The 12600-nt window shown below is 62.4% G+C and carries 11 protein-coding genes; 5 read left to right on the forward strand and 6 right to left on the reverse strand.

Features of this window, described 5'->3' with window-relative positions:
* The first annotated feature begins 42 nt into the window (after positions 1-42).
* Positions 43-2208, forward strand: a complete 2166-nt coding sequence (locus NLI89_RS13125) for a copper-transporting P-type ATPase (RefSeq protein WP_439144512.1) — start codon at positions 43-45, stop codon at positions 2206-2208.
* 605 nt (positions 2209-2813) lie between these two features.
* Here the strand turns inward: NLI89_RS13125 and NLI89_RS13130 are convergent.
* From NLI89_RS13130 to NLI89_RS13150, 5 genes are all read right to left on the reverse strand, one after another.
* Positions 2814-3722, reverse strand: a complete 909-nt coding sequence (locus tag NLI89_RS13130) for a sensor histidine kinase (protein ID WP_254687425.1) — start codon at positions 3720-3722, stop codon at positions 2814-2816.
* A 126-nt stretch (positions 3723-3848) separates the two neighbouring features.
* Positions 3849-4265 carry a response regulator gene (locus NLI89_RS13135; RefSeq protein ID WP_254687426.1) on the reverse strand — a complete coding sequence of 139 codons (417 nt, stop codon included), beginning with the start codon at positions 4263-4265 and terminating at the stop codon, positions 3849-3851.
* 80 nt (positions 4266-4345) lie between these two features.
* Positions 4346-4969, reverse strand: coding sequence for a response regulator transcription factor (locus NLI89_RS13140; protein WP_254687427.1), 624 nt, complete (start codon positions 4967-4969; stop codon positions 4346-4348).
* Complete coding sequence (locus NLI89_RS13145) at positions 4966-6540, reverse strand: PAS domain-containing sensor histidine kinase (RefSeq protein ID WP_254687428.1); 1575 nt, start codon at positions 6538-6540, stop codon at positions 4966-4968. The genes NLI89_RS13140 and NLI89_RS13145 overlap by 4 nt, the downstream gene beginning before the upstream one ends.
* Positions 6541-6643: 103 nt before the next feature.
* Positions 6644-6805, reverse strand: a complete 162-nt coding sequence (locus tag NLI89_RS13150; protein ID WP_254687429.1) for a hypothetical protein — start codon at positions 6803-6805, stop codon at positions 6644-6646.
* Positions 6806-6955: 150 nt separating this feature from the next.
* Between NLI89_RS13150 and NLI89_RS13155 the strand changes: the two genes are divergently transcribed.
* On the forward strand, positions 6956-7711 hold the full coding sequence (locus NLI89_RS13155) for a VIT1/CCC1 transporter family protein (RefSeq protein WP_254687430.1): 756 nt from the start codon (positions 6956-6958) through the stop codon (positions 7709-7711).
* Positions 7712-7774: 63 nt separating this feature from the next.
* Here the strand turns inward: NLI89_RS13155 and NLI89_RS13160 are convergent, their stop codons facing one another.
* Positions 7775-8758, reverse strand: coding sequence for a zinc-dependent alcohol dehydrogenase family protein (locus tag NLI89_RS13160; protein ID WP_254687431.1), 984 nt, complete (start codon positions 8756-8758; stop codon positions 7775-7777).
* A 359-nt stretch (positions 8759-9117) separates the two neighbouring features.
* Between NLI89_RS13160 and NLI89_RS13165 the strand changes: the two genes are divergently transcribed.
* The 3 genes from NLI89_RS13165 (at position 9118) to NLI89_RS13175 (ending at position 12582) form a co-directional block, all read left to right on the forward strand.
* Complete coding sequence (locus tag NLI89_RS13165; RefSeq protein ID WP_254687432.1) at positions 9118-10689, forward strand: oleate hydratase; 1572 nt, start codon at positions 9118-9120, stop codon at positions 10687-10689.
* Between the two features lie 342 nt (positions 10690-11031).
* Positions 11032-12054: a sensor histidine kinase gene (locus NLI89_RS13170; RefSeq protein WP_368077281.1), complete on the forward strand. Its 1023-nt coding sequence runs from the start codon at positions 11032-11034 to the stop codon at positions 12052-12054.
* Between the two features lie 132 nt (positions 12055-12186).
* Complete coding sequence (locus NLI89_RS13175; RefSeq protein ID WP_254687434.1) at positions 12187-12582, forward strand: response regulator; 396 nt, start codon at positions 12187-12189, stop codon at positions 12580-12582.
* Positions 12583-12600: the final 18 nt, after the last annotated feature.

A 12600-nucleotide genomic window follows, 5' to 3' on the forward strand; every position in this document is an offset into this window, starting at 1 on the left:
AGGAGTGACTTTCGCCAGTTGGCCAAGCCCGATGGAGTGGCAATGATGATCGAAAATCTCGACGATTCAGTTTCGGTCGGCGAACGTTCGGCGGACGCCGGGGCATGGACCTGCCCGATGCACCCCGCGGTCCGGCAGCCACATGCCGGAATCTGCCCTATCTGCGGGATGGCGCTCGAACCGGTGCTAGTGTCGGTCGATGACTCCGCAAACCCGGAACTGGCCGATTTCTCCCGCCGTTTCTGGGCCGCAACGCTGTTGTGTATCCCGCTGCTGGCGCTCGCAATGGGTGGTGACATGCTGCGGCCGGGGCTCATTCCGGCAGGTGTGTCGCCGTGGATCCAGCTCGCCTTGTGCACACCGATCGTCGCCGGCGCGGGTCTGCCGGTGTTCCGACGGGCATGGACTTCGGTCGTGACGCGGCGGCTCAACATGTTCACCCTGATCGGCTTGGGCGTCGGCGCTGCGTATCTGTACAGCTTCATCGCGACCATCTTTCCCGACATGTTTTCGCCGAGCCTGCGCGGTCACGGCGGGATGGTACCGGTCTATTATGAGTCGGCGGGCATGGTGGTCACGTTGGTGCTGCTAGGCCAGATCCTCGAATTGCGCGCGCGAGCAGCGACCGGGAATGCCATCCGCGCGCTGCTGCACCTTGCGCCGAAGATGGCGCGCCATATAGCCGAGGACGGCAGCGAGACCGACGTGCCGGTGTCCGAGGTCGTGATCGGCGACAGGATACGGATTCGCCCCGGCGAAGCGGTGCCCGTCGATGGCGTGGTGCTGGAGGGGCGTTCCTCAGTCGACGAGTCGATGCTGACGGGGGAGTCCGCGCCGGTACAGAAAAGCCCGGCCAGCAAGCTGACCGGCGGGACGCTGAACGGGTCGGGAAGTCTCATTCTCGGTGTCCGTGCGGTCGGCAGCGACACCATGCTCGCACAGATCGTTCGCATGGTTTCGGACGCGCAACGCAGCCGAGCCCCGATCCAGGCGGTCGCGGATCGCGTCTCGAGCTGGTTCGTGCCGCTGGTGATAGCGATCGCCGTCGCGACGTTCGTCATCTGGCTAGTGGTTGGTCCGGAGCCGCGGTTCGGCCATGCGCTGCTCAATGCGGTATCGGTCCTGATCATCGCCTGTCCCTGCGCGCTCGGGCTGGCAACGCCCATGTCAATCATGGTCGGAACGGGGAGGGGCGCGAAGGCAGGCGTCCTGGTGAAGAATGCAGAAGCGCTTCAGGCGCTGGCAGCGATTGATACCCTGGTGATCGACAAGACCGGAACGCTGACCGAGGGACATCCCAGGCTGGTGGAAATCGAGACGTTTGGCCGCGAGCCGGAGAACGCCGTCCTGGCTTTGGCCGCCGCGCTCGAGGTTCAATCGGAGCATCCGCTCGGGCTCGCGGTCGTGGACGGCGCCCGCGAACGCAAGCTCGCGTTGGCCGAGGTCGCGGATTTTCAGTCGCAGGCGGGGCTGGGCGTCAGTGGGCGGGTAGATGGCCGCTTGGTCGTAATCGGGAACGCAGCGCAGATGGAGCGGGTCGGCATCGAACCTGAGCCGTTCGAGGCGACTGCCGATCACCATCGAAACACGGGCGCCAGCACGATGTTCGTGGCGGTAGACGGCGGCTTGGTCGGATTGCTCGCCGTGGCTGACCCAGTGCGGAGCGCCAGTGGCCCGGCGATCCAGGCTTTGCGCGCGGACGGTTTGCGTATCGTGATGCTGACCGGCGACAATTTGGCGACGGCCACGGCCGTCGCAAAGGCGGTTGGCGGGATTGACGAGGTCTGGGCGGATCTGCGTCCGGAAGACAAGGCACGGATCGTGTCGGAGCTGCGGGCTGCGGGCGCAAAGGTCGCAATGGCGGGCGATGGCGTAAACGATGCGCCGGCGCTGGCGGCGGCTGACGTCGGCGTGGCATTGGGGAGCGGCACCGATGTGGCGATCGCGAGCGCAGGTCTCACCCTTACGAAGGGCGACCTTTCCGCGCTGGTGCGGGCGCGGCGCCTCTCCGAGGCGGTGATGCGCAACATTCGCCAAAACCTTTTTTTCTCGCTCGTTTTCAACGGTGTCGGCCTGCCGGTAGCCGCGGGTATCCTTTATCCCCTGACGGGGACGCTTCTCTCGCCGATGATCGCCGGGGCCGCGATGGCACTATCGAGCCTAGCCGTGATTGGTAATGCGCTGCGACTGAGTTCGGTTAGACTTTAAGCGGGACGTGCCGCACGCTGGCACGAGCGGATGGCGTGAAAGCGGCCCAGGCATCGACCTCGTTTTGCAAAAACACGATACAAGCGCTTTCTGGCGGTTCTGCATTCCCCGCTTCTCCGTACTTCCCGACTCTGTCTGGTCCGCGGCTTTGCCTGCTAGTTAATAATGCGGTCCTCAGCCGGACCAAGCCATGTCAACCGGTCGTCATTTACAGAACCCCAAGCCAGACGTACGAGAGTCTTAACCGGGCACCCCATGGCATCTACTCCGCAGAAACTGATCCTACAGGTTGATCTTCATTCTAATTACGAATGGTATTGCCGATGCTCACCAGTGGGGGCTTCCTTGTTCTCATAGTCCTGCCAATCGTCGGCGGCGTTTTAGCGTCGCTTGCGGTAATCGCACTTACACACGTTGAGCCAAGCTGGATCTGGAAGGCCACCCCTCCAGATACGCCTTGGAAATAACGAAAATAGAGTGGCGAGGGTGGTGAAGCGTGGCGGCGGGGCACCAGAGATGCGATCAGGTCATGCCGATATGATTGTCGTCACGCTTTTCTACTGACGCACGATGAACGGCAAACTCGCACGGCGCCGCCCCTCCCCTTAATTCGGCAGGCGTTCCGGGTCGATCGTGAGGGTAATGATGACGCCCCCCGTCGGCCAATCGAAGTCGATCGAGCCCCCAAGGTCGGCCTTCATGCTGCGGACGATCAGTTTGCTACCGAACCCACCTGTCGTCGGCGCACCGACGATCACCGGCCCGCCGGTTTCAATCCAGCGTAGAACGAACGTCGCCTCTTCTTCCGCGCTGTGCCTCAGGTTCAACCGACCATCGGGCGTCGACAGCGCGCCATACTTCATTGAATTGGTGGCGAGTTCGTGGATCACCAGCGCAAGCGCCGTGGCCGAGCGCTCGCCGATGGCAACGCGTGGTACCGAAACCCGAACGCGACCGGACGAATCGGCTTCATCATATGGCTCCAGCAGGATGGTCAGCAGATCGCCAAGCAGAGCGCCACTCGGCTTGCTGCCGGCAATCGGGCGAACCTGATCGTGCGCCCGGCCAAGCGCCGAGAGCCGCTGCGTCAGATCGCGCGCCATATCGGCCGCCGATGCGGCCCCCCGCGAGCTTATGTGGGTCAGGCCGGTGGCGATGGTCAGCAGGTTTTTCACCCGGTGGCTCATTTCGCCTGCGAGCAGTTCGTGGCTCTCTTCCGCCTGCTTGCGGCCGCTGACGTCTAGAAAGATTCCGAACAAGGTCTGCTCAGCCGCTTCAGTATCGTCACCTTTGCCACGCGCCGAAATCCACCGGACCGTGTCGGCGACGAAGATCCGAAAGTCGATCTCGTACAGGCCGAGCTCGGCGCGTGCGGCGTTAAACGCGGCACGAACCCGCCCGCGGTCCTCCGGATGGATGTGCGCCGACAAATCCTCGAACGTCACCGAGTCACTCGGCTTTAAGCCCCAGAGCGAGAAGGCGACGTCGTCCATCTCAAGGATGTCAGTCTCCATGTTCCAGGACCACAGCGCGATGCCGGCCGCTTCAACGGCAAGTCGTAGGCGTTTGGCCCCCCAAAGGGGTACGCACCTAGCTTCAGTTGTGGAGATATTCTTGATCCTTCAACGTCTAGGCAATGATCATTCCGCGGCGGTCCAGCTGCTCCAACTGCGATCAACCGAGGCGGCGATCGCTGCGACGAGGGGGCGATCGCCGATGTTGCGATCGAACACCTTGTCGCCATTCTCTGCCGCTTCCTGTGCGAGCTTGCCCTCGGGGTCCAGCCCGTCGAGCAGGATGCCCCTGCCCCGCCAGCCGGTGGCACGCATCTCGCGCAGAAGTTCGAGGCCATCGATCTCGGGCATGTCGATATCGACGATAATGCAGGCATAATCGCGCGAGCGCGGGTCGGCGAGGAGTGCGGCGCAGGTTGCATAAGATCGGACGCCATAGCGTTCCGAGCGCAGCATGATCTGTCGCGCGTGCCGGATATCGCTGTCGCCGTCGACGAGCGAGACGCCGATGCTTTCCGGAGAAGTAATATCCTTCATAGTCATGCCAATTCCTTGTGGAATCCAAGGGTCGCATGTTCTGCCTGGCGCTGTCTTTACGTAGTAAGCGAGGGGTGTGGCCGTGATCAAGCCGCCTCGCCGAGCCCCGCGGCGAATGCGATGCGCAATACATCGGACAGGCTGCGGGCGTGGACCTTATCCATCAGGTTCGCTCGGTGAACCTCGACCGTGCGGGTCGCAATTCCAAGATCGAACGCGATCAGTTTGTTAGGCCGGCCGAGCACCATGCCATCCAGCACGTCGCGCTCGCGCGGGGTCAGCGCTGCAAGCCGCACGACCGCGTCCGCCGAGGCCACATGGTCGCGCTTGTCGCGCGCGGCATGCTTGAACGCCTCATCGATCGCGGCGAGCAACGCTGCACGCTCGAACGGTTTTTCCAGGAACTCCAGAGCGCCGGCCTTGATAGCGCGAACCGCCAGCGTGACGTCGCCGTGACCAGTGAGCATGATCACCGGCAGTCCGATTCCTTGCGACGACAGGCGGTCCTGCACTTCCAGTCCGTCGATTCCGGGCATGCGGACGTCGAGCAGAATGCAGCCCCGCGTCTCGCGGTCGACGACCCCCAGGAATTCCGTACCCGAGGTGTAGGTCTTCACGACGTGTCCCGCCTTGCGGAGCATGAAACCGATCGACTGGCGGATGGCTTCGTCGTCGTCGACGATATGAACGATGTTGGGCGTATCGGTCATTCGTCTTCTCCAGCGAGTGGAACGCAAAAATGGAAGACCGTGCCACCGGTGGGTACCGCGTCGGCCCAGATGCGGCCGCCATGCGCTTCAACGATGGTACGGCAAATCGACAGGCCAAGGCCCATGCCGCTCTCCTTGGTGGTCGCGAATGCCTCGAACAGACGCTCGCGAACCGCATCCTCGATGCCGCTACCGGTATCGCTCACGCTCACCCGCACCCATCCTGCCCGATCAGGGGCGGTCGAGATCGTCAGATGCTTGGTCGACGCTGTCGACATCGCCTGAATCGCGTTGCGGATCAGATTGACCAGCACCTGCTGAATCTGAATGCGATCGACGAGGACATGGTCGAGGCCTGCGGCGATCGTCATAGTGACCGTGATCCCGGCCTCATGCGCCCCGAGCAAGCCGAGGCTGGTTGCCTCGTTAACCAGCGCGTCGAGACGCTCGAGACGAAATCCGGTGTCGCCCCCGTCCACGAAGGACCGCAACCGGCGGATGATCTCGCCGGCCCGCAAGGTCTGGGCGGCCGCCAAGTCAAGCGCTTCGGAGATTTCGGCAAGCAAAGGATCTGCTGTCTCACCGATCATGTCGCGGCTTGTCTCAAGATAAGCGGCGATCGCAGTCAGCGGCTGGTTGATTTCATGCGCTAGCGTCGACGCCATTGTTCCCATCGCGCTGACGCGCGAGACGTGGACCAGCTTGGACTGTAATTCCTGCATCTTGCGCTCATCCTCGCGACGCGAGGTGAGATCGCGGATGAAGCCCGTAAAGATCCGTTCGCCGCCGATCGAAACTTCGCCGACCGCGAGCTCGATCGGAAATTCCTCGCCGTTCGAGCGGAGCGCCGTAGTCGCGCGAATGCTGCCGATGATATGACGCACCCCCGTGTCCAAATAGGTGCTCAGATATCCATCGTGAGTCGTGCGTTCGGCTTCCGGCATCAGCATGCTAACGTTGCGGCCAACGACATCGGCTTCAAGATACCCAAACATCGTCTCGGCCGTGCTGCTGAACGAGGAGACCGTGCCAGTTTCGTTCATCACGATCATGGCCTCCGGTACGGTCGCAAGGATCGAGCGGAGATGATGTTCTCGGCGTGAAACGGCGGCCGCGGCCGCTTTCTGATCGGTGACGTCGCGGACCACCTTGCCGAAGCCGCGCAGCGCACCATTGTCGTCGCGCAGCGCGGTGATGGTCACACTGGCTAGAAATTCCGATCCATCCTTGCGGATCCGCCAGCTTTCCTCCTCGACGCTGCCTTCGGCATTCGCGCGCGCCAGGTCGCGCTTTGGTTTGCCGGCGGCGACATCGTCAGGGGAATAGAAGGTTGCAAAGTCCCGGCCGATGATCTCCTCCTCGGTCCAGCCTTTGATCTTTTGCGCGCCGCGATTCCAGATCGTCACCCGGCCCTTGGGGTCGAGCATATAGATCGCGTAATTGGTGGCACCGTCGATCAGCAGCCCGAGTTCTTCGTGCATTTCGGCATTGCTGCGAGCGACACCCGCAAGCGCCGCGGCTACGGACGTCGGTTGATCGGCGTTCACAACGGCACGCGCGCGGATGGCCAAAGCCGGGGTCGGGATATCATCTGAGCGTCCGCCTTCTGAATCAGAGGCTTGGGGCGCCGGACGCCGATACGAGTTCTGCTTAGGCAGCCGGCGTTCGTCCCCCTTACACCAGTCCGGCGGCGTAAGCGAATGCTGCCTCACCTATGATAAGAATGGAAAGCACGCCGCCGCCGATCGTTGCGCGAATATTGAGCGAAGTAAGAGATCGGAAGAGCGGCCGCAGATAGAGATTGAGAGTGTGAGCCATTTCGAAACCCGTTTTCATTGCCTGGCTAAGGTGACGGAGCGCGGGCGGTCCGCCTATTGTGGTTTCACACATCGCACGGAAATGCGTGGGTCTTCGGCCCGTTTGCGTAGTTTCCGAGCTTTGTCGCCGCCGGCTCACGCAGTTAGGCCCAGAGCCTGTCCAAACGAGATGCCTCACCTGACGAGCGGTTCGCTCTTCCCCACCGCTGTCGGAGATACCCACGTGATCCCAACGGTTCGACATCTCGAGCACCATACGACCCAGAATGTCGGATGGCTGCGTGCGGCGGTACTCGGTGCGAACGATGGCATCCTGTCGACAGCAAGCCTGGTCCTTGGCGTAGCGGCCGCGCATGGCACGCCACAAGCCATCTTAATCGCGGGCGCCGCCGGCCTGGTCGCAGGGGCCATGTCGATGGCGGCGGGCGAATATGTCTCGGTTCATTCTCAGGCCGATGCCGAGAAAGCCGATCTGCGGCGTGAGGGCGCGGAGATCGCTTCGGACGCCGCTGGCGAAACCCGTGAACTGGCCGCAATCTATGTAGGGCGCGGGCTGGATGCGGATCTTGCAAAAAAAGTGGCGGACCAGCTTACCGCGCATGATGCGCTGGGCGCGCATGCGCGCGATGAGCTCGGGCTCAGCGACGAACTTCGTGCGCGGCCGATCCAGGCGGCACTCGCCTCCGCAACCAGCTTTGCGGCCGGGGCGTCGCTTCCAGTGCTCGTTGCCCGCTTCGCGCCTCCGTCGAACCTGATTGCAGCGGTTTCGCTGACATCGCTGCTGTCGCTCGCCGTGCTAGGGGCCCTTGCTGCACAGGTCGGTGGCGCGCGCGTCGCTGTCGGCGCGCTGCGCGTGACCTTCTGGGGGGCGCTCGCCATGGCGGTGACCGCCGGTGTGGGCGCGCTGTTCGGGACATCTGTGTGAAGAGCCTGGGGCGGGGTCAGCCACTATGGCTTTCGCATGAAAATGTCGAACGGCTCGCTGAGACTAGACGGTCAGCACGGCCGCACCCTCGAACCGGCCGTGACGAAGATCCGCGAGCGCCGTGTTGGCTTGAGCGAGCGGATACCGGTTGATCGTCGTGACGATGCCGATCTTGGGGGCGAGCGTCAGAAAATCGAGACCATCCTGCCGGGTCAGATTGGCGACCGACACGAGCTGGCGTTCTTCCCACAGCACCCGGTACGGGAAGCTTGGTATGTCGCTCATGTGGATCCCGGCGCAAACCACCCGGCCGCCCTTGCGCACCGCCTTCAGCGCGAGCGGCACGAGATCGCCAACCGTCGCGAACAGGATCGCGGCGTCGAGTGGCTCGGGCGGCATCTCGTCGGAGCCCCCAGCCCAGACGGCGGCCAAGGTTCTGGCGAACGCTTGGGTCACGAGATCTCCTGGTCGCGTGAAGGCATACACCGATCGCCCTTGCCAGGCCGCCACCTGCGCGACGATATGAGCAGAGGCGCCAAACCCATAAAGACCAAGCCGTTTTCCCTCGCCGGCCTTACCGAGCGAACGCCAGCCGATGAGGCCAGCACACAACAACGGTGCGAGTGCGGCATCATCGCCCTCGTCACCGAGCGGAAAGGTGTAGCGCGCGTCGGCGATCACCGACGTCGCGAAGCCGCCGTCCCGCGTGTAGCCCGTAAAGAGCGGCGCATCGCAGAGATTCTCCTGGCCCGATCGGCAATAGGAGCAGATCCCGCAGGTATGGCCCAGCCAGGGTACGCCCACACGCTCGCCGACGCGCAGACCCTCGACCCCGCTGCCGATCGCATCGATCCGACCGACGATTTCATGGCCGGGAATGATCGGCACCTGCGGCGAGGCGAGTTCGCCATCGACGACATGCAGATCGGTACGGCAAACTCCGCATGCCGCGACCGTCAGACGGATTTGCCCGGGGCCAGGCGTCCGCTCGGGCATTTCGGTCCACCGAAGCGGCTGACCGATCGCATTTAATATCATGGCGTGCATCGTTCGCTCCTTCAATCAAGCGGCGTGCGCCTTAAGGAGTCCGGCGAGCCGTCAATTTTCGTGGCCACGTCGACCCGTTCGAGAAAGCGTCGGAAACTACGCAGCTGCGCGCGACTCCGCCCTTGGAACGCGCGGGCCCCTTAGATCTGCGCCGCGGTCGCAAGGGGCCCCACTCCCGGATTCTGGCGCGGACCGCGCGCGCCGAGCCAAAAGCCTCAGTTCGAGTCCGCGTTTAGGTAGTTCCCGACGGTTCGCCCGTGCCGCGATCACGACCATTGCTGAGACATCAAAGTTCGCCAGCTCGAGTTGAGAGGCGCCTCTACCGACTTCGTCATATTCCCAAATTAGGTGCGTCTCCCATGAGCAAATATTACTTTGTCGGCAGCGGCATTGCCTCGCTGGCGGGCGCCGTTTTTCTCATTCGAGATGGCGGCGTGTCCGGTCGAGACATCGTCATTTTCGAAGAAAGCCTCCAGTTCGGCGGTGCCTTCGACGCACATGGCGACGCCGAGCACGGCTACTTCATGAGCGGCAGCCGCATGTTCGAAGCGATGTACCAATGTACCTTCGACCTGCTGGCCTCGATCCCGTCGGCCACTAATCCCAACATTTCCGTCAAGGAAGAGACCGACCAGGCCAATGCCAAATGGCCGTGGCACAACAAGGTTCGGCTGGTCGACCGTGACGGGCATGTGCCGGACTTCCATACGATGGGTTTCAGCGAACGAGACCGGATTCAACTCGTGGCGATCATGGCCGAACCGGAAGCACTGCTCGACGGCAAACGCATTACCGACTGCTTCGGCGACCATTTCTTCGAGACCAATTTCTGGTTCGAATGGTGCACGCTGTTCGCGTTCGAGCGCTGGCACAGCGCGATCGAGTTCCGGCGCTATTTGCGTCGCTTCGTCCACCATTTCTCGACGATCGACACGCAGGAAGGCATCTACCGAAGCCTCTACAATCAATATGACAGCTTCGCCGTACCGCTTACGAGTTGGCTGAAGGACCATGAGGTCCGCTTCCACTTCGGCGTGCGGGTCGAAGACCTCGGTTTCGCGTCAGGAAGTGAAGCGATCACGGTGACTGGGCTGGACACCAGCAGGGATGGCGTTGCCGAGCACATTCTGGTGGAAACCGGTGATCTCGTCCTCGTGACCAATGGCTCGATGACCGCCGACAAGAGGTTCGGCTCGATGACCGAGGGTCCGGGCGTCGAGCGATACGGCTCATCGGGTGCTTGGCGTCTTTGGGAAAAATTGGCTCAGGGTCGGCCGCAGTTCGGCAACCCCGCGGCATTCAACAGCGTGATCGCGGAATCGTCATGGATTTCCTACACGGTCACGGTCCAAGAGCCGCTCTTCCTCGAACTGATGGAAGAATTCAGCGGACAGCCGGCTGGCATGGGAGGCCTGATAACGTTCAAGGACTCGAATTGGCTGATTACGATTTCGATCTACCATCAGCCCTTCTTCCCTGAGCAACCGGAGGGTGTCGCGGTATGGTGGGGCTATGGCCTGTTCCATGATCGACCGGGCAACTTCGTCAAAAAGCCGATGGCCGACTGCTCCGGTGCGGAAATTCTCGAGGAAGTTCTCGGCCATCTTCACTTTGCGCGAGCCGATCAGGACGCCATCATGGCTGCTTCGAACTGTATCCCGTGCACCATGCCCTACATCACGAGCCAGTTCATGGTTCGGACGGGTAAAGACCGGCCGCTGGTCGTGCCCGACGGGTCTACCAATCTCGCCTTTCTCGGTCAGTACACCGAGCAGCCCGACGACGTGGTGTTCACGGTCGAATATTCGGTGCGTAGCGCGATGACCGCGGTCTACACCTTGCTCAAGCTGAACAAGAAGCCGCCGCCGGTCTACAAAGGGCTGCATAGCCCGCAGGTGATCATCGACGCGATCCGGACAATGCACCGCTAAGCGCTCGCCAGGGGCGCCGTTCTCGCTCAAACAGCCGGCGACAGCCAAAGCAACGGCTCGACCAAGCTTCCCGGCTCCGCATCAAGCGAGCGAGCCTGGCGGCCGGCCCACCTCGATCTCGAACAAACATAGGCACGGAGACGACGCCATGGTACGGGCATGCATCACCAGAACGTTCCTGCAGGCGCCCCGTGACCGAGGGATGATCGCGCCCCCGCCTGCAAGAGTGAGCCCGGCGGTGTTCTTTAGTATGCTTCAAATTCGTTCGATCGGCTGACCGGGGTGCCCACGACCCTTCCAGTCCGGAACCTCGACGAGGCCAATCGTCTCGCTCAAGCGATCGTGAATACGATTCCCGAGCCGTTTCTCGTCCTCGACGCTGACCTCCGCGTGCTCGAGGCCAGCCGCTCCTTTTATGAAATCTTCAAGGTCGCGCCCGCTCAGACCCAAGGTTGCCTGCTCTATGCGCTCGGAGACGGGCAATGGGACAGTCCTCGCCTACGCGAACTGCTCGAGACGATCCTTCCCGAGCGCGTCGCGATGGACGCTTTCGAGGTCGATCATGATTTTCCGGGGCTCGGTCACCGCGTGATGCTGCTCAACGCCCGCAAGGTCTTGTACGACGAGAGCGATACGATGACGATCCTGCTCGCGTTCCGCGATGTGACAGAGCGTCGCGCGATCGAAGCCGAAAAGGAGGCTTTGCTCAAGCGATCGGAGGATCTGAGACGCCAGAACGAGGTGCTGCTGCAGGAGATGAAGCACCGCGTCGCCAACAGCCTGCAAATCATCGCTAGCATCCTGCTGCTCAAGGCGCGGGCTGTGGCCTCCGACGAGACCCGTTTCCATTTGCGCGACGCGCACCAACGCGTGATGTCGGTCGCCGCGGTGCAGCAGCATCTCGATATGACCGACGGCATCGATCAGATTGAGGTCGCCACCTATCTCACCAAGCTCTGCGCCGGCCTCGGCTCGTCGATGGTAAGCGACTCCCAACCCGTCGTGATTACAGTTACCTCCGACAAGGGCATGATTCCGTCGGCAAAAGCCGTCAGCCTCGGGCTCATCGCCACCGAGCTCGTCATCAATGCCCTGAAATACGCTTTCCCCGTGCATCGCGACAAAGCGTCGATCCAGGTCGGCTATACGATCGATGACGGCCGTTGGGCGCTGATCGTGTCGGACAACGGCGTTGGCAAAGCCATCGACAAGGCGGTAAAGATCGAAGGGGGCCTCGGCACGACGATTGTGGCAGCCCTGGCCACGCAGCTGGACGCCAAGGTCTCCACGGTATCCGATTCGACGGGCTATTCGGTCACTGTCGGTCAGGCGATCGAGCCTGTCGTCCTGCGACCGGCGGCGTAGAAGCTAAGCCGCAGAAACCCAACCGATAATTGTCATCATCCCGGCTCATCCGCCACCTTGGCGCGTTGGGTAATTGTAGCAGCACGGGCGCATCGCGCTCCATCGCGCCCCCGACCAAGGTATCGATTCATCGTGACCAATGGCGTACTGATTCTCGTAGTCGAAGACGAAGCCCTCATCGAAGAGCTCGTCGTCTCGGGCCTAGAAGATGCCGGGTATACGGTGGTGGCTGCACAATCCGCCGAGGACGCGATCGCACTGTTGGGGCAGACGGAAACGGTCTTCCGCGCGGTCGTTACCGATGTGAACCTTGTTCCGCACAAGCTTACCGGATGGGACGTCGCCCGCCGCGCGCGCGAGCTGACCGCGGACATCCCGATCGTTTATATGTCGGGAGCGAGCGGCCAGGACTGGACGGCGAACGGCGTGCCCAACAGCATGATGATCGCCAAGCCGTTCGTAAACGGTCAGATCGTCACGGCCGTGTCGCACCTGCTCAACGCGAGCGGCCCGATCCACACCGAGTAACGCGGAACCGGAGAGGAC

It is taken from the genome of Sphingomonas faeni (assembly GCF_024273235.1).
GTDB lineage: Bacteria > Pseudomonadota > Alphaproteobacteria > Sphingomonadales > Sphingomonadaceae > Sphingomonas > Sphingomonas faeni_A.

What these genes read in the sequence shown, in the direction of transcription:
- NLI89_RS13125 (WP_439144512.1), top strand. Translation starts at nt 43, where the DNA reads ATGATGATCGAAAATCTCGACGATTCAGTTTCGGTCGGCGAACGTTCG.
- NLI89_RS13130 (WP_254687425.1), bottom strand. Translation starts at nt 3,722, where the DNA reads ATGGAGACTGACATCCTTGAGATGGACGACGTCGCCTTCTCGCTCTGG.
- NLI89_RS13135 (WP_254687426.1), bottom strand. Translation starts at nt 4,265, where the DNA reads ATGACTATGAAGGATATTACTTCTCCGGAAAGCATCGGCGTCTCGCTC.
- NLI89_RS13140 (WP_254687427.1), bottom strand. Translation starts at nt 4,969, where the DNA reads ATGACCGATACGCCCAACATCGTTCATATCGTCGACGACGACGAAGCC.
- NLI89_RS13150 (WP_254687429.1), bottom strand. Translation starts at nt 6,805, where the DNA reads ATGAAAACGGGTTTCGAAATGGCTCACACTCTCAATCTCTATCTGCGG.
- NLI89_RS13155 (WP_254687430.1), top strand. Translation starts at nt 6,956, where the DNA reads ATGCCTCACCTGACGAGCGGTTCGCTCTTCCCCACCGCTGTCGGAGAT.
- NLI89_RS13160 (WP_254687431.1), bottom strand. Translation starts at nt 8,758, where the DNA reads ATGCACGCCATGATATTAAATGCGATCGGTCAGCCGCTTCGGTGGACC.
- NLI89_RS13165 (WP_254687432.1), top strand. Translation starts at nt 9,118, where the DNA reads ATGAGCAAATATTACTTTGTCGGCAGCGGCATTGCCTCGCTGGCGGGC.